At 57.8% G+C, this 21,222-nt stretch carries 19 protein-coding genes; 11 read left to right on the top strand and 8 right to left on the bottom strand.

Annotated features, from left to right (window positions below):
• Window positions 1–234 precede the first annotated feature (234 nt).
• The 8 genes from AAFM46_RS03090 (at window position 235) to AAFM46_RS03055 (ending at window position 8,952) form a co-directional block, all read left to right on the top strand.
• Window positions 235–1,539: an ABC transporter substrate-binding protein gene (locus tag AAFM46_RS03090; RefSeq protein ID WP_283530820.1), complete on the top strand. Its 1,305-nt coding sequence runs from the start codon at window positions 235–237 to the stop codon at window positions 1,537–1,539.
• Window positions 1,539–2,504 carry a sugar ABC transporter permease gene (locus tag AAFM46_RS03085; protein ID WP_343319501.1) on the top strand — a complete coding sequence of 322 codons (966 nt, stop codon included), beginning with the start codon at window positions 1,539–1,541 and terminating at the stop codon, window positions 2,502–2,504. The genes AAFM46_RS03090 and AAFM46_RS03085 overlap by 1 nt, the downstream gene beginning before the upstream one ends.
• 9 nt (window positions 2,505–2,513) lie before the next feature.
• Window positions 2,514–3,437, top strand: coding sequence for a carbohydrate ABC transporter permease (locus tag AAFM46_RS03080; RefSeq protein WP_343319499.1), 924 nt, complete (start codon window positions 2,514–2,516; stop codon window positions 3,435–3,437).
• A gap of 7 nt (window positions 3,438–3,444) precedes the next feature.
• A complete protein-coding gene (locus AAFM46_RS03075) occupies window positions 3,445–4,872 on the top strand; it encodes a sulfatase (protein WP_343319497.1) in 1,428 nt (475 codons plus the stop codon).
• Entirely contained in the window at window positions 4,869–6,197 is a 1,329-nt protein-coding gene (locus AAFM46_RS03070) for a sulfatase-like hydrolase/transferase (RefSeq protein WP_343319496.1), read from the top strand. Before AAFM46_RS03075 ends, AAFM46_RS03070 begins: the two co-directional genes overlap by 4 nt.
• Before the next feature lie 87 nt (window positions 6,198–6,284).
• Window positions 6,285–6,995 (top strand): response regulator transcription factor, encoded by a 711-nt coding sequence (locus tag AAFM46_RS03065; RefSeq protein ID WP_283530876.1) that lies wholly within the window; start codon window positions 6,285–6,287, stop codon window positions 6,993–6,995.
• A gap of 24 nt (window positions 6,996–7,019) precedes the next feature.
• Window positions 7,020–8,522 (top strand): HAMP domain-containing sensor histidine kinase, encoded by a 1,503-nt coding sequence (locus AAFM46_RS03060; protein ID WP_343319494.1) that lies wholly within the window; start codon window positions 7,020–7,022, stop codon window positions 8,520–8,522.
• Between the two features lie 94 nt (window positions 8,523–8,616).
• Window positions 8,617–8,952 carry a WXG100 family type VII secretion target gene (locus AAFM46_RS03055; RefSeq protein WP_343319492.1) on the top strand — a complete coding sequence of 112 codons (336 nt, stop codon included), beginning with the start codon at window positions 8,617–8,619 and terminating at the stop codon, window positions 8,950–8,952.
• A gap of 60 nt (window positions 8,953–9,012) precedes the next feature.
• Here AAFM46_RS03055 and AAFM46_RS03050 read toward each other — a convergent pair whose 3' ends face one another.
• Complete coding sequence (locus tag AAFM46_RS03050; RefSeq protein WP_343319490.1) at window positions 9,013–10,047, bottom strand: RNase H family protein; 1,035 nt, start codon at window positions 10,045–10,047, stop codon at window positions 9,013–9,015.
• Between the two features lie 320 nt (window positions 10,048–10,367).
• Entirely contained in the window at window positions 10,368–11,996 is a 1,629-nt protein-coding gene (groL, locus tag AAFM46_RS03045) for a chaperonin GroEL (RefSeq protein WP_283530829.1), read from the bottom strand.
• Between the two features lie 458 nt (window positions 11,997–12,454).
• Between groL and AAFM46_RS03040 the strand changes: the two genes are divergently transcribed.
• Window positions 12,455–13,003, top strand: a complete 549-nt coding sequence (locus AAFM46_RS03040) for a TM2 domain-containing protein (RefSeq protein WP_343319489.1) — start codon at window positions 12,455–12,457, stop codon at window positions 13,001–13,003.
• Between the two features lie 99 nt (window positions 13,004–13,102).
• Here AAFM46_RS03040 and AAFM46_RS03035 read toward each other — a convergent pair whose 3' ends face one another.
• Both AAFM46_RS03035 and AAFM46_RS03030 read right to left on the bottom strand, forming a co-directional pair.
• Complete coding sequence (locus AAFM46_RS03035) at window positions 13,103–13,702, bottom strand: LytR C-terminal domain-containing protein (RefSeq protein ID WP_343319488.1); 600 nt, start codon at window positions 13,700–13,702, stop codon at window positions 13,103–13,105.
• A 41-nt stretch (window positions 13,703–13,743) separates the two neighbouring features.
• Window positions 13,744–14,019 (bottom strand): DUF3263 domain-containing protein, encoded by a 276-nt coding sequence (locus AAFM46_RS03030; RefSeq protein WP_343320337.1) that lies wholly within the window; start codon window positions 14,017–14,019, stop codon window positions 13,744–13,746.
• A gap of 304 nt (window positions 14,020–14,323) precedes the next feature.
• Between AAFM46_RS03030 and AAFM46_RS03025 the strand changes: the two genes are divergently transcribed.
• Together AAFM46_RS03025 and AAFM46_RS03020 are read left to right on the top strand one after the other, a co-directional pair.
• Window positions 14,324–14,980, top strand: coding sequence for a uracil-DNA glycosylase (locus AAFM46_RS03025; protein ID WP_283530877.1), 657 nt, complete (start codon window positions 14,324–14,326; stop codon window positions 14,978–14,980).
• Window positions 14,981–15,056: 76 nt separating this feature from the next.
• On the top strand, window positions 15,057–15,911 hold the full coding sequence (locus tag AAFM46_RS03020) for a siderophore-interacting protein (protein ID WP_343319486.1): 855 nt from the start codon (window positions 15,057–15,059) through the stop codon (window positions 15,909–15,911).
• A gap of 34 nt (window positions 15,912–15,945) precedes the next feature.
• Here the strand turns inward: AAFM46_RS03020 and AAFM46_RS03015 are convergent, their stop codons facing one another.
• The 4 genes from AAFM46_RS03015 to AAFM46_RS03000 all read right to left on the bottom strand — a co-directional run bounded on the left by AAFM46_RS03015 (window position 15,946) and on the right by AAFM46_RS03000 (window position 21,215).
• The gene (locus tag AAFM46_RS03015; RefSeq protein WP_343319484.1) at window positions 15,946–17,727 is read right to left on the bottom strand and encodes a threonine/serine exporter family protein; all 1,782 of its coding nucleotides are present in this window, start codon (window positions 17,725–17,727) and stop codon (window positions 15,946–15,948) included.
• Between the two features lie 70 nt (window positions 17,728–17,797).
• On the bottom strand, window positions 17,798–18,871 hold the full coding sequence (locus AAFM46_RS03010) for a peptidoglycan bridge formation glycyltransferase FemA/FemB family protein (protein WP_343319483.1): 1,074 nt from the start codon (window positions 18,869–18,871) through the stop codon (window positions 17,798–17,800).
• A gap of 128 nt (window positions 18,872–18,999) precedes the next feature.
• Window positions 19,000–20,589 (bottom strand): MDR family MFS transporter, encoded by a 1,590-nt coding sequence (locus AAFM46_RS03005; protein ID WP_343319481.1) that lies wholly within the window; start codon window positions 20,587–20,589, stop codon window positions 19,000–19,002.
• Complete coding sequence (locus AAFM46_RS03000; RefSeq protein ID WP_283530837.1) at window positions 20,586–21,215, bottom strand: TetR/AcrR family transcriptional regulator; 630 nt, start codon at window positions 21,213–21,215, stop codon at window positions 20,586–20,588. The genes AAFM46_RS03005 and AAFM46_RS03000 overlap by 4 nt, the downstream gene beginning before the upstream one ends.
• Window positions 21,216–21,222: the final 7 nt, after the last annotated feature.

The following is a 21,222-nucleotide window of genomic DNA, read 5'->3' as shown; positions in this document are numbered from 1 at the left end:
TGATGAGCATGACAGATGTATAAGTAATGAATAAAGGTGTAATTAGCAATATTGAACCTTAAAGCTGCCGCTTAAGTCCAATATTCCGCCAATTTTACGGTCTACCTAACTCCGAGACGTTTCACAAATTTCAAATTAGTTTTCAAGTACACCTTGATTCCTATCTTTGCTGACTGTTTGAGTCATGTCACTGAGTCGTGATCTACGGCACAACAACTTCACGAGGTGTCTTCTATGAGTACTAAATCCAGAATTGTACAAACGTTGGCCGTGCTGGCTGGCGCATCAATGGCCCTGACGGCCTGCGGAGGTGGCGGCAGCGACGCCGGAGCAAAGGACAACGGTACAGTGACGTACTGGTCCATGTGGAAGGTTGGCGAGGCACAGCAAAAAGTACTCGCAAGCGCCATCGCCGATTTCGAAAAGGAAACCGGCAACAAGGTTGACGTGCAGTGGCAGGGCCGCACCAACACGAAAAAGATCATTCCTGCACTGAACACCAATAACGTCCCGGACATCATTGACGGCTCCAACGCCAACCTTGATATCGCCCTGGGCAGCACCGGACAGGCACTGCCCATGACGGATGCCTATAACACCGAGATCGACGGCAAGAAGCTCTCCGAGCTCATTCCGACCAAGTTCGCCGCCGTGAGCAACATCAAAGGCAAAGACGGCGAACCGTGGATGGTGCCCTACAGCCTCACTTCGGACGGCATCTGGTTCGACGCCGAGAAGAACCCGGACCTGGTGACGAACCCCCCGGCCTCTTGGGAGGACTTTATAAGTCTCCTTGACAAGCAAAAGGCCGCCGGGCAGACACCCATTGCTGCAGACGGTGACATTGCCGGCTACAGCGCCTACTGGTTCGTCAGCGCACTAGTCCACAGCGAGGGCCCCGGTGCGTTCAACAAGATTGTCACTGATAAGTCGGGCGCCGGCTGGGACTCCCCCGCAGTACTGGCCGCAGCCAAAACGGTGCAGCAGCTCGTGGACAACGGTTACCTGATCAATGGCTACAACGCCAGCAAGTGGCCTGCTCAGCAGCAGGCTTGGGCCACCGGCGGGGCAGATCTGCTCTTCAACGGCTCCTGGATCCCCACGGAGACTGGCACGTACGCCTCACCCGGATTCAAGTATGAATCCTTTCCGTACCCGGCCGTAGCCGGCCAGCCCAGCATGGCACGCACGGACTTCACCGGCTTCGCCATTCCCAAGAAGGCAAAGAATCCTGCCGCCGCCCAGGAGTTGGCTGCGTTCCTGATGAACAAGAAGAACCAGGACGCTATGGGCACAGTAGCCAAGGTCCTTCCCGTCCGCGCAGATGCCGCTATTTCACCGGAGCTCGCCGCGCTTAAGAAGAACATTGACGGCGCCAAGGAGATCTACCTGGGCAACGATGGTGTCACCGCTCCGGGCTACTTGGAGAAGAACTTTAACCCGACCGATGATCAGTTGTTCCTGGGCAAGATTGATGCCGGCGAGTTTGTCTCCAAAATGAAGTCGGAGACCATCGCTTACTGGAAGGCGCAGGGCTAATGTCTGCCTCGACTCTCAAGCGCACCCGTCGCAACCCTGCTCCGGCTCTCAAGCCGGGGCAGGGCCGGGGCGGAAGCAGCATTGAACGCCAGCGCCGCAAGCTTCTGGTACCGTTCGTCGGACCGGCTTTCCTCTTCTACACCGTCTTGTTCATCGTTCCCACGATAGCGGCACTCTGGATCAGTCTTAACGAATGGGCCGGTTCTGGTCCCATGACCTTCGTGGGTTTCAAGAACTACGTTAAAGTCTTCCAAGACCCGTTGTTCTTGAAGTCCTTCGGAAACACGCTGCTCCTTTTGTTCGTGGTGGGTGCGGCAATCTTCATCCTGGCCTTTGCCATGACGCTGGTTCTTCGGGACATGGCTGCAAAGAGAATAGCTCGCAACGTCATCTTTTTCCCCCATCTGATCAATGCTCTTGTCTTTGGCATCCTGGCCGGTTTCATCTTCAACCCAGGTGGCATGGTCAACAGCCTGCTCAAGCCTTTGGGTGTCACGGAACCGCCGGCTTGGCTTGCCCAGGACAATATTTTTCCGTTGATCATGGCCACCATGGTCCTGACCACCACAGGCTACTTCACCACCATCATCATGGCCGGAGTAGACAGGATCCCGCCTTACTTCTATGAGGACTGCGCTCTTGCCGGCGCAACAGCGCTCCAGCGTCTCCGGTACGTCATTCTGCCGCTGACCTGGGACGTTTTCGGCACTTGTGCCGTGCTGTGGACAATCTCCTCCGTCAAGATCTTTGAAATCATCTGGGTCTTTGGCGGCAGCAGCGGCGCGGGCCTGCCACCCACCCAAACCTGGTCCGTGGCCGTGTACACCTACGTCACAGCGTTCTCCGGCATGTCCACCCCGGCCTATGGTGCCGCCACAGCATCAGCCATCATTTCTTTGGCCTTGGTTACCGTACTGGTGGTGCTCCTGCGCCGTGCCATGCGCCGTGACGCCATTGAGTTCTAAGGAATCCTCATGACAACCCTTACCTCGTCTCCATCCGAGAAAGCCGCTCCACCGCCAATCCGTCGCAAAAGAAACCGTGGCGGCGTCAGTCCCGCCCTGCAGGCCGATCACAACTGGGTCCGCAGCCTCGGTGTGTTTATTCTGTGGGCTGTGGTGGTGTTATTCATCGCCATGCTCGTCTGGACAGTGCTGCAGGCCTTCCGCGACACCCATGCAATCTTGGAAAGCCCATGGGGTCTGCCAACATCGTTCAACTTCGATAACTTCGCCACGGCCTGGAATGTCAGCGGTTTCGCGTTGGCCACGCTTAACAGTGTTTTGACCACGGCGGTGTCCTCGTTCGTGTGCGTGGCCGTGGCCGCACCTGCCGCCTACTACCTCAGCCGGGTGGAGAACCGTCTCACCGATGGCCTGAGCTTGTACTTCATTCTTGGACTGGGAATCCCAGCCCAGGTCATCTTAATTCCGCTCTTTGTCATGTTGGACAAGGTGCACCTGACCAACAGCCTGATCGGCTTGAACTTGGTTTACATCGGTTTGTCGTTGCCATTCACGGTTTTTTTGTTGACGGCCTTCTTCCGCAGTCTCCCCCTTGAAATGGAGGAAGCGGCTGCACTGGACGGCGCGTCCGCCCTGCGCACCTTTATCCAGGTCACCCTGCCCCTGGCCAAAGGTGGCATCCTCACCGCCTTTGTGCTGCTGGTGGTGGGGAGCTGGAATGAAACCCTGCTGGCGCTGACCCTGCTCCAGAGCACCGAAAAGTACACTCTGCCAGTAGCCTTGATCTCGTTCGTTCAGCAGCAGACCTACTCCGGTGCAGACTGGGGCGGACTCTTTGCGGGTCTATGCATCGTGATCCTGCCCATGCTGGCCATCTACATCTGGCTGGGCCGTCGCCTGACGGAGGGCCTGACCTTGGGGATGGGCAAGTAGAACCCCAATGGTAGAACAACCAAATCTGCTGTTCGTGATCGCTGACCAGTTCCGGGCCATGTGCCTGGAGCCGGGCGGCGATGCGGTTTCCACCCCCTTTTTGGATGCCTTGGCGTCCGACGGCGTATCCCTGGCCCACGCTGTTAGCAGCTACCCGGTGTGCAGCCCGCACCGGGCCATGATGATGAGCGGGCAATACCCTGCCGCCAATGGAGTCACACACAATGTGAACTCTGAAACTGCTACGTGGGGTGTTGGGCTTCGCCCCGACGCCCCGTCATGGGCTGCCGTGCTCAGGGATGCCGGCTACGCCACCGGATACATTGGCAAGTGGCACTTGGAGGCACCTGTTCCTGCCGATGCGATTTACGGCACCGGGCCCTTGGAAGATGGCCGCTACTGGGATGCCTACTCCCCCCTTGACCGGCGGCACGGCTTTGATTTTTGGTACTCCTACGGCTGCTGTGACGAGCACTTGACCCCGCATTATTGGACCGGCCACGCCGAACGGCATGAGCGGGTGGACGTTCAGGGCTGGTCAGCCGGGCATGAAACGGATGTGGCACTGGACTTCCTGCGCAGGGCCGGCACAGCACCCGGCGGCTCTGGCACAGCACCCGGCGGCGCGCCGTTTGCCCTCACCGTGTCCTGGAACCCGCCGCACCAGCCCTTCGACCAACTCCCCGAAGGCTATGACACCAGCTATGCCGGGCTGCCCGCTTCGGAGCTGCTCAACCGGCCCAACGTTGATCTGGATTCTGACATTAGCCGGGAAGCGGCAGGCATAGCCGCGCTATATTACGCAGCCGTCAGTGCCATTGACGTCCAAGTGGGGCGGTTGCTTCAGGCTCTTGAGGAACTGGATCTGGCCCGGAATACCCTTGTCATTTTTACCTCCGATCATGGGCAACAGATGGGCAGCCACAGCCTGCTGTACAAAAATGTGCCCTACGAAGAGTCCATGCGCATCCCCTTTGTGATGCGCGGCCCCGAAGAGTTCTCTGCCAAAGCCGCCGCCACCACGGTACTTTCCAGCGTGGATATTGCCCCTACTCTTTTGGGGCTGCTTGGCGTTGCCCACAGCATTCCAGCCCAGATGCACGGCCGCAACCTAGCACCCCTGCTGTGCACAGGAGCGGGTCTAGCCCCGGACGACGGGGAAGCGGCACTGTACTTCTACTATCCACGAAATGCCGAAGACGAGGACCTTCGCGGCCTCAGGACCCGCACCACAAAGTTCATTGCGGGTTTCCATCCCGAACGTGGCCTCACCACTGGCCTATACAATCTGGTGGACGATCCGTTCGAGCTTGACAACATCTCAGACCCGGTGTTGGTGCGCAGTCATGCTGCGGCGTTGGAGGAAGCACTTTCTGCAGCCGATCAGCAATGGACCGGAGCACCAGCTCTGCGGGATTTGGTGGCTAGCGCATGAATATCTTACTGATCATGGCGGATGAATTTGCAGCTCATGCTTTGACACGGGTCCGCTCCACGGATGAGCACTTCCGCACTCCTCACCTTGACCGGCTGGCCACGTCATCGACAACTTTTACGCAGGCGTACACGCCCTTTCCTTTATGCGTGCCGGCTCGCAGCGCCATGGTCACCGGCCGGTATCCGCACCAGCTGGGGGTCATTTCCAATGCGAAGGCATCCCCTGCGGGCGCGGAGCCCACCGAGGAACCCGGACATGGAACAAACTCGTTGGGGCACTGGTTCACAGCGGCCGGGTATGACTGCGCATATGCAGGAAAATGGCACGCCCTCCAAGCCAGTGCCACGGAGGCTGACGGTTTCACCCCCATCCACCCCTTCGGTGACGAGGGCTTGGTTCAGGCCTGCAGTACCTGGCTGGACGGCAGGAAAGATACCCGTCCCTTCTTCTTGGTTGCTTCCTTCGATGACCCCCACACGATCTGTGAATACGCCCGCTCCCAGCCGATGCCGTACGGAAACATACCCCCTGTCCCCGTGGCGGACGCCCCTGCCCTGCCTGCAAATTTTCCTCCTGCGCCTTATTCTCCGGAGGCACTATCCATGGAGCAAGTGGCAGCCGCACGCGTCTATGGCACCAACGGTTTCAGCCCCGATGAATGGCGAGGTTACCGGCATGTGTACGCGGCACTTGTGGAGCGCGTTGACCAACGCATGGGGCAACTGCTGGAGCGGATCGATTTGGCAAGCACCGCCGTCGTACTAATTAGCGATCACGGCGACGGCGATGCCTCTCATGCCTGGAACCAAAAGACCGCGCTATACCAAGAATGCATCAAGGTGCCGTTCATGGTACATGTTCCGGGGCAGCGCGCTGCGGTGATCGACGCACCCGTCCCGGCGGTTCTGGGGCTCCTGCCGACCCTGTGCCAGGTGGCGGGGATTCCAGCTCCGGGGGGACTCGCCGTACCCTCTGTGCTGGAAGCCACAACCGCTCCGGTGGTGGTGCAAACCTCATTTAGCGATGGGGCTGCGCTTCCCGGCGCAGGAACCACCGGGCGGGCACTTATTCTGCGAAATTGGAAATATGTTGTGTACAGCTGGGGTAGGAATCGGGAGCAGCTGCATAATCTGGACATAGACCCCGGCGAACAGCGAAACCTGGCCGTTGAGCGGGACCATGAACCAGTGCTTGAATCCATGCGTCAAGAGTTGCTTGACTGGGCACTGACCACCGGTGATACCGCTTTTTTGAAAAAGCTCGTGCTACCGAAATTTGCCTCCGCTGATCAACATCGAGAAATTTTTATGCTCCCTTATTAGCGCCTGAGAAGTCGCTGGGCGTATGCTGACAGTATCTACCCACGGAATCTTCAGCGTATTCCCAGCCAATGGTCGGAGACTGAAATGGTGAAAAAGATCGGACCTGAAGCCAAGTTGCTCGTAGTTGATGACGAGCCCAATATTCGTGAACTGCTCTCAACGTCCCTGCGATTCGCAGGGTTTGAGGTCATTGCGGCCGCCAACGGCCGCGAAGCCCTCGCCGCAGCCGAAGAACACAACCCCGACCTTGCTGTGCTGGATGTGATGCTCCCGGACATGGACGGTTTTACTGTGACCCGCAGACTGCGTGCTGCTGGCCGGCATTTTCCTGTCCTGTTCCTCACTGCCCGCGATGACACTGAGGACAAGGTCACGGGCCTGACAGTGGGTGGCGATGATTACGTCACCAAGCCGTTCAGCCTGGATGAGGTGGTGGCTCGCATCCGCGCAGTGCTGCGCCGTACTCAACCCATGGAAGATGACGACGCCGTTCTCCGTGTTGCCGATTTGGAGCTCGACGACGACGCCCACGAGGTGCGCCGGGCAGGGAAAACGGTGGAGCTCTCCCCCACCGAGTTCAAACTTCTGCGCTACCTCATGCTCAACCCCAACCGGGTGCTTTCCAAAGCCCAAATCCTTGACCACGTCTGGGAATACGACTTCAATGGCGACGCCTCCATCGTGGAGTCTTACATCTCCTACCTGCGCCGCAAGATCGATACCGATGCTGAACTTCCTGCTCTCATCCAAACCAAGCGCGGCGTGGGCTACGTGCTGCGAACGGCCGACAAGCGCTAGCGCAGCGCCAAGACATTGATTACGTTGTGGAAGAACGCCTCCCTGCGCTCACAACTGGTGGCCATCATCAGTGCCTTGTTGAGTGTGTCCTTGTTGGCGCTGGGGTCAACAACGTTTCTCTTGCTGCACTCCTTCCTGGAAGACCAGATGGACACGCAGCTGACAACGTTTCAAAAGTCGATCATTGGCCATGGCACGGTGGATTCCCAAAACACCGGGCAAACACCGTTCAGCTTTGACTACTATGTGGGCTTCCACTTTGCCGACGGCTCCCTAGCTGACCAAAACCGTTCCGGTAAGGACAAGCCCGTCTACCCGCCTTTTACAGTGGCACAAGCCAAGGAATTGAACGGGAAACCATTCACAGTAGCCAGCAGTGATGGTGGCGCGCCCTGGCGCATCACCATTGTGGCGCCCCAAAAGTTCAACTACGGTCCCTCCGAAATCACCGATACGCGGCCAGAGTATCTCGGTTATGTGGTGGTAGGCCTGCCCTACGAAACCCTCAACAGCACCTTGGAACGGCTCGCCGTGGTGATTGCCGGAGTGGCTATTTTGACCATCACGTTGGGCACTATGATCGCGTATTGGACGGTGACAAGATCCTTTAGGCCTTTGGCAAGGGTGGAGAAAACTGCTGCGGCAATTGCTGCCGGTGACCTCTCTCGCCGTGTGGACATTGAGAATCCAAACACTGAAGTAGGCCGCCTGTCAGGATCCCTGAACACCATGTTGGCCCATATTGAGCACGCGTTTGCAGCGCGGACAGCCTCCGAAACGAAGATGCGTCGATTTGTGGCGGATGCCTCGCATGAGCTCCGCACCCCGTTGGTTACCATTCGAGGTTTTTCCGAGCTCTACCGGCACGGTGCCCTGCAAACTCCAGACGACGTTGGCACCGCGATGGGGCGGATCGAGAGTGAGGCCAAACGTATGGGCGAACTCGTTGAGGACCTGCTGGTGCTTGCACGCATCGACGAGCAGCGCCCGCTGCAACTCAAACCCGTAGACCTGCTGATCATTGGCCACGATGCAGTGCTTGATGCGCGCGCGTCAGCTCAGGAGCGGTCCTTCGCCGTCGTAGGGCTCGACGGCGGTCCGGGCACCCCTGCGCCCAGTATCGGAGACGAAGCAAAATTGCGTCAGGTTGTCACCAACCTCATGGGCAACGCGTTGCGCCACACACCTGAGGGGACGCCGATCGAAATTATGGTTGGCACCAAGGCTGCGGATACCGGAACCTCTTCTGTAATTAAGATTCGTGATCATGGCCCCGGTATTTCCGAAGAAGAAGCCCCACGGGTCTTTGAGCGTTTTTATCGTGCGGACTCTTCCCGTGATCGCAACACCGGCGGCAGCGGTCTGGGCCTGGCCATTGTCTCAGCTATTGTGGCATCGCATAAAGGCACCGTTCGCCTTGAACAAACACCTGGCGGAGGCGCCACTCTGGCCATCGAACTGCCCTTTGCCCCGATGAACGCAGAAGAACACGGCAGCGATGACGCATCTGGTGCTGATTCTGATTAATTCCTCCACAGTGTGCCTTGGCGGCCCGCTCGTCCACTGAAGCACCGGCGTGGCTTTCCGTGGCAGAATACTGCTCCTAGGCTGGAACTTGTCAATGAATTCAAACGATTTTCACTTCACAGACAAGGTTCCACTCATGGCACAGTTCAACGTTAACAGCGACGACTTGGCGCTGAAGAGCACGGCCGTTAAAGGATCCGTGGATAGGATCCGCCTTGAGGTGGACGCCATGAAGCGCAACCTCTTGGATTTACAGTCCACGTGGACAGGGACGGCGGCCACAAACTTTCACGCACTCATGCAGGAGTGGCATGCCACTGAGCTCAGGGTTGAAGCGTCGCTGGAGAGTATCAACAGCGCCTTATCCATGGCGGCCACACAATACGCCCAGGCAGAAGATGCCAACACACGAATGTTCACCGCACGGTAGCGTTGCCCGCGCCGAACGGCACCGCCCTCACAGAAAACGTAGAGCTAACCAGCTCCTGTCCTAAACCTCGGCAGTGCCCTGGTGGTGGCGCAGACGCCACGCTCCGCTGTCTCGCTGCCACAGAGAACTCCGTAACGAAGATCTAGGCTGCGAGCTCTTCTCAACCTGCGCAACGCTGCGGTAGCTCAGAAGAGCCGTTACGGTATCAATCTTGACCAACGAAAGGACTTCCAGGTCTGTGCTGGTAGCTTCCTCATCCTGGAGCATATCCAGGATCTCCTGCCGGGACCAGCGGCGCCCTGAGACACCAATTTCTTCAAAATCTGGATGCAAAAGTTCCCCCGTACGCAGTGGATCTGCACGAACAGCCGGGTCCAGAAGCTCACGCTCAAGTTCCACGACCGTTTCTAAGCCATCCTCAGCGCGAGCGGTAAAGGCCGGATCGGCCTCGTCGTCCAACATGGAAAACAGGTCGGGCTGTTCAAGTTCGTCCAGCAGCAGCCTGCCCTGGGCGGGGACAACGGAGTCAGGGTTCTTTGAAGCATGGGAGAAGCTGCCAGCACTCTTGCCTGCCTCGGCACTGCCGTTGGCTGAAGCCGAGCTGGCTTGTTCGGAAGTGGTCTGTGCCGAACCCGGGTAGCCCGGGCCCTGCTCCGGGGCCCGCTTGGCCTGGTAAGCAGTGGCAGCCGCACGTGCCCGGTCATCTGCGGCCTCATTGAGCTCGTGGCCGGCATGGCCCTTGACCCATTCAAAAGTGAATTTACGGTCTTTGATTACGGCATCGATCTCTTTAAGGATCTCAACGTTCAACACTGGTTTACCGTCAGACTTGCGCCAACCTTTACGCTTCCAACCGGGCATCCACTTCGTGACGCTATTGATGACGTACTGGCTGTCACAGAGAATGTGCAGCGGCTCCTCCGGCAAGTGCGCTGTGGAGATGAAGAGGTCCAGCACTGCCATGAGCTCACCCATGTTGTTGGTGCCGTGCGGCCAGCCACCTGCCCGCCAGCAGTTCTCATCAACGTACCAAGCCCAGCCAGCGGGACCGGGATTCCCTAACGCCGAACCATCGGCAGCAGCAACAATTGTCATAAGTCCATACTTTCAGACTCCACTGACATCTCCATGCCGAAGCGCGGCATCAGTGTCCACCGTTTGAGCAAACGAAAGGCGCCACTGCCTGTCACGGACGTGATTTCGTGTAGTTTCCACGAAACCATATGGCCCGTAAGGCAATGGCGCCTTTGTTTGAAGACTAAAACCCTATGAAAGCGAGAGCGCCTGGGCCCACAGCTCCGAGGGGCCCCAACGCGGGTCGCTCGCGACCCGCACCTAGAGGAGCGCCTGGGCCCACAGCTCCGAGGGGCCCCAATGCGGGTCGCTCGCGACCCGCATTGGGGAGGAGCTGGGGACTAGAAGCCGCCCATACCGCCCATGTCGTCTCCGCCGCCGCCAGCCGGGGCAGCCTTTTCAGGCTTGTCGGCTACAACAGCTTCGGTGGTCAGGAACAGGCCGGCAATGGAAGCCGCGTTCTGCAGTGCAGAGCGGGTTACCTTTACCGGGTCGTTGACTCCGGCAGCAAGCAGGTCTTCATACTCGCCTGTTGCAGCGTTTAGACCGTGTCCAACAGGCAAGCTGCGAACCTTGTCGACAACAACGCCGGGCTCAAATCCTGCGTTGAAAGCAATCTGCTTCAACGGAGCATCGATGGCAACGCGAACAATGTTAGCTCCGGTTGCTTCGTCGCCCGTCAGGTTAAGTCCCTCGAATGCCGTCACGCCAGCCTGGATGAGAGCAACGCCACCGCCGGGGACAATGCCTTCTTCAACAGCTGCCTTGGCGTTGCGCACTGCATCTTCAATACGGTGCTTGCGTTCCTTGAGCTCAACTTCAGTTGCGGCTCCGGCTTTGATGACTGCAACTCCACCGGCCAGTTTGGCCAGGCGTTCCTGCAGCTTCTCGCGGTCGTAGTCGGAATCGGAGTTTTCGATCTCGGCACGGATCTGAGCCACACGACCGGCGATGGCTTCGGCGTCGCCGGCTCCATCAACAATGGTGGTCTCATCCTTGGTTACAACAACCTTACGAGCCTTGCCCAAGAGATCCAGAGTGGTATTTTCCAGCTTCAGGCCAACTTCTTCAGCGATGACCTGGCCACCGGTGAGAACAGCAATGTCTGCCAGCTGGGCCTTGCGGCGGTCACCGAAGCCCGGAGCCTTGACGGCAACAGACTTGAACAGACCGCGGATCTTGTTCACGATCAACGTGGCAAGTGCTTCGCCTTCAATATCTTCGGCAATGATCAGCAACGGCTTGTTTGAAGCCATGACCTTCTCCAGAACGGCAACGAGGTCCTTGACGTTGGAGATCTTGGAGTTAACGATCAGGATGTACGGGTCTTCAAGAACCGTTTCCTGGCGTTCGGTGTCGGTGACGAAGTAAGCGGAGATGTACCCCTTGTCAAAGCGCATGCCCTCGGTGAGCTCAAGCTCCAGACCGAAGGTGTTGGACTCCTCAACAGTGATAACACCTTCCTTGCCAACCTTGTCCAGAGCTTCGGCGATGAGTGCGCCGATCTCGGGATCCCCAGCGGAAATGGACGCGGTGGCAGCAATCTGCTCCTTCGTCTCAATTTCCTTGGCGGAGGCGAGTAGCTGCTCGATGACGGCTGCAACAGCCTTCTCGATGCCGCGCTTCAAGGACAGCGGGTCGGCGCCGGCAGCTACGTTGCGCAGGCCTTCCTTGACCAGTGCCTGTGCCAACACAGTGGCTGTGGTGGTGCCGTCTCCTGCGATGTCGTCAGTTTTCTTGGCGACTTCCTTGACCAGCTCGGCGCCGATCTTCTCGTAGGGATCGTCAAGTTCAATTTCCTTGGCGATGGAGACACCATCGTTAGTGATTGTGGGTGCGCCCCACTTCTTTTCAAGAACAACGTTGCGACCGCGCGGCCCCAAAGTGACTTTGACGGCGTCGGCGAGGATATTCAACCCACGCTCAAGACCGCGGCGTGCCTCTTCATCAAATGCAATGAGCTTGGCCATACAGGCTTCAGTCCTTTCAGAACAGTCCTTTCGGGACTGTCGTTTCGGATACAAAGTTCCTCATTGCGGCGCCCGCGACGGACGGATACCCTGCCACTGATCTATTTACAGTGGCCGTGAACCCTCGCCCAATGAGGAAAGTTTAATCCTCCGACGGCGGTTGGACAGCTAATAATTAGCAGTCGCCACCTCAGAGTGCTAAGTCAATAATTAGCACTCGATACAGCAGAGTGCAAGCGCAGAGGCCGGTATGAGCTTGAGGCGAACGCGCCTCGAGCAGCTAAGAGGTCATAATCATGGGCAGCATCCCCACTCCGTGGGCACGCAACACTGGCAGAAGCGACCGTATAGACCCATGTCTAGGACACTTTCTTAGAACTTCAGTGTCCTGCACTTCCGGCTGGGCCCCTAAGCGGATATTGTGGGATCTGTAAGTATTCCGATGCACGCATACGCAAGTGACACCCACTGCCCCGGCAGCGACGCGTGCCACAGCTCAAGCACCAGGAGACACCTTGACTGAGAACATTAAGCCAGAGCACACCCCCGAACAACCGGGCACTCCCAATGACATCCCCGCAGGCTACGACGCGCCCGCCAAGACGGGCTATGAAACCCCTAGTTATCAAGCACCTGCTGCACCGGTAGCTCCCGAAGCGCCAGCCTACGAACAGCCCACCTACCAGCAGCCCGGGGCGCAGCAGGGCTACCCGCAGCAAAATATGCAGCAGCCTTACCAACAGCCTGCCTACAACGCAGCTCCGGGTACCGAGCAGAAGTCAAAGGTTGTTGCAGGTATTTTGGGCATCCTGCTTGGATCTTTGGGTATCCACAACTTCTACTTGGGCAAAACCAAGATCGCGTTGATCCAGCTTCTCGTGTCTGTGATCAGCCTGGGTATCCTCGCACCGCTTATGGCGATCTGGGGACTGGTTGAGGGCATCTTGATTCTCGTGGGCCAAGAAGGTTACCGCACTGATGTCAATGGTGTTCCGCTGAAGGACTAGTTTCCGCATTCACACCTGCACCACGCACGCGAGAAGCCACTTATGGTGTCCAAAACCGGGTTTTGGACACCATAAGTGGCTTCTCGCGTTGAAGAGCGTTTAGGCGCCTGGCCCAAGAACCACGGCCAGCGGAATTCCGAGCTCAGCGGTATCAACCAGCACCGTAATCTTTAGCACCGCGCCTAGCTCATCCGCGTTGGCTTTCTGTTCAATGCCGTTGTAGAAAATAACCGATGTGTTTTGACGCTGCCCTGCCCAGTTGGCCGACTGGGAGACTGCCCAACCGTCGGCCGTAACAAGCCCCGAATATCGGGCAGCCAGCCCGGGGGTGCCCGTTGCGTTGAATATTGCTACGGGAGCGCTCTTATCAACAACGGAATCCGGCGCAGCCTCAGTAGTCGTTTCAGGTTCCGGAGCCGGCGTTTCCACAGCAGAAGTAGCAGGAGCCTCGGTGGTGGCCTCTGCTTCCGCGCTTTCGGCCGGAGCGGAGGTGGTTTTCGCAACAACCGGCGCGTTCGTAGTGTTGAGCATCTTAGGCATGATGATAAATGCCAACAGCCCAATACACAGAGCCACAACACCAAAGATCATCAGCGGCATTAGGGAGCGCCCTTGCGGATCCATCGAAGCCCGGTGAACGCCGTGGCGTGCCGAGCTTTCCTCTACGGCGTCGAATTCATCCCGCGGGTATTTACTCATTGTGCAGTGCTGTCCTTGTGGGTGCGTTGGGTGAGGTGGCGTCAGTTGCCCAGCCGGCGCGCGGACCGGGCCTGTTGACGTGACACACGTAGTCTACGCAACCGTTTGACCAGCATGGGGTCATAAGTCAATGCAGCTTCCGTGTCGATCAACGCGTTCAGCACTTGGTAATAGTGAGTTGCTGAAAGGTCGAACATGTCGCGGATGGCTTGTTCCTTGGCACCAGCGTACTTCCACCACTGCCGTTCAAGGTCAAGCATCTGAGAGTCACGTTCGGTGATGCCGCCTTGAATTACCGGTACTGCGGCAGGGCCCACCGAGTCTTGCTCGTGCTGGATAGCATCGGCCACAATAGCCTCCCTTGAAAATTGCGCATAGGGCCATGATTCATGACCCGCTCTGTCCATAATAAGGGCGAATCACAACTATGTCATTTGAGCTCCTGTGGAAAGTCTCTGTGCATGCTCCGGGTGTGCGGGAATGGACGTACACCTCCTTGCATGAAGCACAATGGAAACCATGGAAAGCACACCCGGACTCTTTGACCTACCGGCACAAGACCCGTGGGACTCGCAGCAACTGCATGCTTTGGCCGCATTGCGGAACGATCCCTTGGGCCAAATGGCTTCCGATTGGGCTGCGGCGCTGGCTCCGCTGGATGCCACCTTGCGCAGCTTAGGGGCCATGTTGACCAAGGAGTACGACGCCGGAACTCGCTTCCTGCCACCGCCCACCCAGGTGCTGCGTGCGTTGAGCACACCCATGGTGGACGTCAAAGTTTTGGTCGTTGGCCAAGATCCTTACCCAACACCGGGACACTCTGTGGGTTTAGCATTCGCAGTTGATAAATCTACACGTCCGCTACCCCGCAGCTTGAAGAACATTTATAAGGAGCTGAGTTCTGACTTGGGCTTCCCCGCAGCCGCTCATGGCGATCTCAGCGCGTGGGCCAACCAAGGCGTTCTCTTGCTGAACAGGGTCCTGACGGTAGCCCCCGGCGCAGCCGGTTCGCACCGCAGACGCGGGTGGGAGGAAGTCACGGAGGCAGTCATCACAACCCTTGTCGCCAGAAAAAAGCCTCTGGTGAGTGTTCTCTGGGGCAAGGATGCGCAACGTCTAGCCCCGCTATTGGAGGGCACTGCTGTGATCGAGTCGGCTCACCCGAGTCCGCTTTCAGCCTCGCGAGGCTTCTTTGGCTCTAAACCTTTTAGCCGTGTAAACAATCTGCTTGTAGCTCAAGGCGCTTCACCGATCGACTGGATGATCCCCGTGGCCTAGACTGGTTAGGATCACCTAACTTCGCGCTATTGACGCGCTCACCACGCCGGGCTCTGCCCAGCCCAAGGAGCCCACTGTGACATCCCCAGACACTGCCGCCGCTGAAACCCCGGCCCGCACCACCCGGCCACGCGCTCAAATCACCCTTGAAGTTCTTCGCAAAGAACAGCTCAGCCCGCACATGGTGCGCATCATTGCCGGAGGCCCGGAGCTGGCGAAATTTGAGGCCAAGGACGCCACCGACATGTATGTAAAGATACATTTCCTGCGCCCTGATGTGCAGTACGCCGAGCCCGTGGACGTGTTCGCACTGCGAGAGGTGATGCCGCGTGAACACTGGTCAGTCACCCGCACTTATACCGTCCGCTGGATCAACATGGCCGCCAAGGAGATCGCCATCGACTTCGTAGTACACGGTGAGTCCGGACTTGCAGGGCCGTGGGCGGCGGCTGCAGCACCGGGTGAGCGCATCATATTCGTTGGCCCAGGCGGCGCCTATAAACCCAATCCCGATGCCGATTGGTACCTCTTTGTGGGGGACGAATCTGCCCTCCCGGCAATAGCCTGCGCACTTGAATCACTCCCGAACGATGCCCGCGGCCACGCATATATCGAAGCAGACACGGCGGCAGACATCCAGCCCATGGCCAAGCCCGACGGCGTAGAACTGACCTGGGTTTTCCGCAACGGCACCGCGCCAGATAAATGCACGCTGCTTCTAGATGCTGTTACCAACGGAGCATGGCCAGCCGGTACCGTAGACGCCTTCGTCCACGGTGAACGCGAGTGTATGAAGGCGTTGCGCGATCTACTGTTCAAACAGCGTGGACTTGAGCGTTCACAAGTATCCCTGTCGGGATACTGGGCTTATGGCCGCAACGAGGACAACTTTCAAGCCGAAAAGCGTGAGCCCATCGGCAAGATCCTCTAAAGTCCCCCACTGCGGGCGTAGCGCCCGTAGTTGATTAGCGCCTGCGGTTGCTGCGCTTGTCCTTAAGCCCGTTGCTGCGTGTGAATGGTCTGGCAGCATTATCCCCAAGCACCACACCCGCAGCAACGGCAAGGATGATCACCAAAGCGTTGAAAATGCCAACGGCACCGATCGCTGAATCTTCTGGTGTCAGCGTCATAACAAACATGGCCCGGAAGATGGACAAACCTACCAGCAGGAATATGATGGATGGCACGGCCACGACTAGTTGCGGAGCATCCAAGCGCAGGGCAACAACACGGGCAAGCATGCCAATAACAACAGCGGCAACGGCCGGGGCAAAGCGGTCACCCAGTCCGATTTGCAGGCCGAAGTGAAAAACAACGTAACCGGCCAGTGCCACCCCCATGGTGGGCAGCAGCAATCGAACCGCAGTTTGTTCAGCAATACAGATGGCCACGGTAGCCACGGCCACGAGCGCGAGTGCCCCATACAACGGCAGAGACGGCGTGAGAGTCTCAGCAACATTTAACCTGTCGGCCCCAAACATTGCACTTGAAACAAGGGCAACGGCGATGCCTGCCACAATGGCACCAAAAGTCAGAAAAGCCGAGAGGAAACGGCCCGCAGCTGTAACGGGGAACCCGTTGATAGCATCTTGGACAGCAGAGACCAGACGCCCCGAGGGAAGCATCAGCAAAATTCCGCCGGCAACCACAATTGAGGGGCTCAACGGCACTTGCGCCATGAAACATAACACCGCCACAACTGTGACAATAAATGAGCTGCTGGCGGTAATGAAGAAGTCAGGTACCCGCCACTTTCCAAGGACTCTTGCCACCTGTCCGGCCATGAATATGGTCACGAAGGCAACCAGCATGCCGAAAGCAGTCCCACCAATAACACCTACAACGGCGGCCGCAAATACAGCCTCCGCCATTGAAACCATCCACCGTGGAAACGGCTTGGGCCTTTTGACTATGACATCCAGGCGCCTGTGCGCTTCATCTCTGGAAACACCACCACTAGCAATATCTGTCACGAGCTCATGAATCTCCACCAAGCCTGCGTAGTTATTGGTCCAAGAACGCACCACCCGCAAAAGAGTGATGGGAACAGCATCCCTCGGCGCATAATTCAAAACTACCGACTGGTTGGTTATATCAACCTCAATGGTGCGCAGTCCCAGGGCTGCTGTGACAGCAATAATGCTCGTCTCAACTTCAAGTGCTCCGGCACCGTACCGGAACATGGTCTCAGCCAGGCGAAGAGCTAAATCAATCGTTTTTCGGGCAGACTCTTCGGCCTTGCCCACTTGGATCGTGAAGTTTGCATAAGGAGTACCGGCGAGCCTGTCGACGATGGACATGGGCGCCGTAGGGGGAGCCTCACCCTGCACGAGTTTACGCAGCACGGTCCGTGCAGCCTTGTTGGGACGGGCAGGAGCCACCACAGGAATCAGCCCGGCGACAGGTGCCGTAGTGTTCTCGCCCTTGGCCACTTTGACTTTCTTTACCGAACGGCCGTGCGCACTTCCGGCGTGCACGGTTCCGTCTTGCACACTCCCGCCTTTGGCACTGCGGCCTTTGGTACTGCGCTCTTTGGCAATGCGGTCTTTGGTACTGCGCTCTGGTACTTTGATGCCTGGCACGCTGGCGTTCGGCACCTTGGTGCTTGGGACCTTACTGCGCTGGACTTTGCGGCCCTGGCCGTTATCGCCCTGACCGTTATCGCCCTGGGCCGCATCCTTGGAGGCGCCATCACTGTGGGAGTTGCCTGCAACGTCTTGGTCCCGGCTACTGGGTGTGCTTGTCATTCATGCTCCCTGAGCCCTCGTTACCGGTGCTGGCGTTCTGATCCAATGACGCCTGCACCACAAAAAATAATTAGTAAAACTGCTTTCCGGTGCGGCGAGTGTAAAGCTGCCTGAACACGCGCTCACCGGCCCTAGACCATAATTTATACCGCACGGGGCTGAGCACTAAGTCATAGCAACCTACAAAATCGGTGACTGTTTTAGAGAAGCTCGTTTTAAACAAACCTAGGCCGTGGTGTGGGTGAGTGGGATCCTTGAGCCGGTCCGCTGGCGGCGTGCCACAGAAGTCGTACTCGAGAGCGCCAAGTTCCTTCATGTCATTGATGGCGGCCCACTGCACTAGGTGGGAATCTCCATACTGGCTGCGCTTCTGCAGCGAGCCACCATCCTTGTAGGTGGCTTTGGCACCGTAGTTAATGACAAACGCACCCACGGAGGCGACGCCGTCTTCAAAGACAAAATAGAAATGTCCCTGTTCGCGTTGGGTGAACTCTGTCCAGAACTGCCGGTAGTACTCAAAGTCGCGGGCCTGTGTGGTGGCTTTGGCAGCGATGGTGCCTACCATCAAGGAGTACATTGTGCGCATAGTTGATTCTGTCGGATCCATGCGAACAACTTCGACGTTTTCGCGGATAGCTCGACGCACTGCGTTGCGGCCGCGAGAATGCAGCTTGCGGAGTAATTCACTGGATTCCGGGGAAATATCAAGCAAAGCTGTGCTGTCGTTGGGCTGCAGGTCTGGAACCTCAACCAGGCCCGCCCCCCGAAGAACTGAATGGGCTTCTTCGGAAGCCACGATGTCCGGTTCTATCTTTACCGCAAAAACGTGAAGTTTGGCGTGTTTGACGAAGACTCGCAAAGCCTCGAGCACGGCTGGGACCTCAAAAACATCAGCAACATCGGGGCCCTTGATGAGATACCACAGCTTACCCAGCACCGGAAAAGACTTTTCCAGGACCAAGTTGTAGCTGGTGTAATGCGGTCCTTCAAAAGCCAAGAATTGCGTGTCCCAGCCGTAGTTCTTTTTAACGGCCGCAAAAGCCTCAGACTGGAGCAGGTTACCGCCGTTGGGATTGGCAGTGACGAGTGTGTCCCATTGTTCAATCTCGGCGGCTGTGGCAAAGCGGGCAGTAAATTCTGGCAAGAGACCCTCAATTACGTTGGCATGTATTCGCTTCGTCTACTCTACCGGCCATCAATACCCCCGCACACTCGCCAGCACACTCTCTGCACACGCTACTTATCAGCGACTTACGGCCACACGTTGGACGTCTACGACAGTTCCCGTGTAGAAACATCGACAATATTCTCCCTGTCGGCTTTTGTTTCCAGCGCAATTTCCTTCACGAAGCACAGCACTATCGCGGCAAGGACAGCCAGCGGGACCATGAACAGAAACAGCGGAATCAAGGCTTCATTATATGACTCGATGATGAGGGACTTGACGGGTTCGGGCATGCTGTTCACCAGGTGCGGGGTGAAGGAGCTGGCGCCACCGCCTCCAGTGCCACCGGGGATCTTTTCCGCAATGAGATCGTACAAGCGCGTGGCGAACATGGCGCCAACAACGGCCGAGCCCAGCGTGGCGCCGACCTGGCGGAAGTAGTTCTGCCCCGCCGTGGCCGTTCCAACAAACTTCAGCGGGAAGGAGTTTTGTGCCACAAGCGTGAGGATTTGCATGCTGGCGCCCAGGCCTATACCCATGACACCCAAGTAGATGCAGATGAAGTAGATCGGGGTGTCGGTGGAGATCGTGGAGAGCAGCAGTAGTGCCAAGGCGAGGATCGCGCTGCCCACAATGGGAGCAACCTTGTAGCGGCCCGTGGTGGAGACGCGGCGGCCCACCACAACCGAGACAATTAGCATGCAGGACATCATGGGAATCATCAGCAGGCCGGCTTCAGCGGCTGAGAAACCCGTGGCCATCTGCAGGTAGGTGGGCATGTAGCCGATGGCGCCGAACATGGCGATGCCCGTCAGCAGCCCGGCGATGGTGGTCAGAACAAAGTTGCGGTTCTTGAACAACAGCATGGGCATAACCGGCTCAGATACGCGGTTTTCCACAATGACAAAGAGGGTTCCGGTCACTACGGCTGCGATGGCAAGACCGATGATTTGCGGAGAATTCCAGTCATATTGCGACCCGCCCCACGTACCGACCAGGACCAGGGCCGTGGTGGCCAGGGCAATGAGCATCATGCCCACGTAGTCGATCTTCGGACGCGTGGCATGGACCTTTCGGGGAACATGCAGCAAGAAGATGGTGGCCGCAATTGCCAGAAGCGCCAGCGGCACGTTCATCCAGAACGCCCAGCGCCATCCCGGTCCCTCGGTCAAGCCGCCACCGATGAGCGGGCCGGCAACGGAGGAGAATGCGAAGACGCCGCCCATAATACCCATGTACTTGCCGCGTTCGCGGGCCGGCACCACGTCGGCGATGGTGGCTTGCGAGAGGATCATCAAACCGCCACCGCCAAGGCCCTGGACCACGCGAGCAATGATGAGCACGTTCATATCATTCGCCAAGGCACCAATGACGGAGCCAACAAGGAATATTGAAATCGCGAACAAGAGCATGGGCTTGCGGCCCAGCAGGTCCCCGAGCTTGCCGTAGACCGGCATCATGATGGTGGAGGCAAGGATGAAGGCCGTAATGACCCACGCCATGTGTTCGACGCCGGAGAGCTCACCGACGATCGTGGGAAGAGCACTGGAGAGCACCGTTTGGTTCAGCGATGCCAGCAGCATGGTCACCATCAGACCGGCGAACAGGAGGATGATGTTGCGTTTTTCGCTGTGATCAGGGTGCCCGTGGGCTGCAGGGGCATCTGGGACTGCGGCTTTTATTTTGGTGGAACTCATAGGGCTGCCTTAATAGTGTCTCTAAAAATTTCAATGGCCTCTTGCACGGCCGGACTTGATTCGTTGGTGGTGGCACTAGGATCCTTGGCGAAGGCGAACCGCATGACGGTTCCTGCCAGCATCAAAAGTGCCAGTGCGGAGTCCCTGCCGGGAGGTAGTCCTGACCAGGATTCTTCCTGGGGACCACTGGGATAGCGCTCAAGCAGCACGGCTTCCACCAATTCCTCACAGGCCCGCAAGTGTGAGACAAGATTTCTCGCCAGTTCCGGATGCCGCTCCTTCAGGATCCTGCGCCGATCTGTGCGGGAGGCCTCGGGAAACATGGAGCGGATGACTGTGACCATGAGGTGGACAGTCCGGCCAAAAAGATCCCCGGCCCCGCCGGCGCGGAAACAGGCAATGGTCTCCTCTGAGAGGGTGGGCCCCTGAATACCAAGGATGGCGTCTTCCTTGGCAGGGAAATAATTGAAGAACGTGCGCTTGGAAACTCCTGCCGCGTCAGCGATGGCTTCCACGGTTGTATTTGCCAGGCCTTGCTCACAGGCAAGCTTTGACGCCTCATCATGAATCAGCGCCCATGTCTCGAGGCGGTTGCGTTCGCGCAAGCTAACAGGAGGTTTATGCATAATCACA

The sequence above is a fragment of the Arthrobacter sp. TMP15 genome, assembly GCF_039529835.1.
Taxonomy (GTDB): Bacteria; Actinomycetota; Actinomycetes; order Actinomycetales; family Micrococcaceae; genus Specibacter.
Note: the sequence above shows the minus strand (reverse complement) of the source record. Positions and strands in the feature narration are given on the sequence as shown.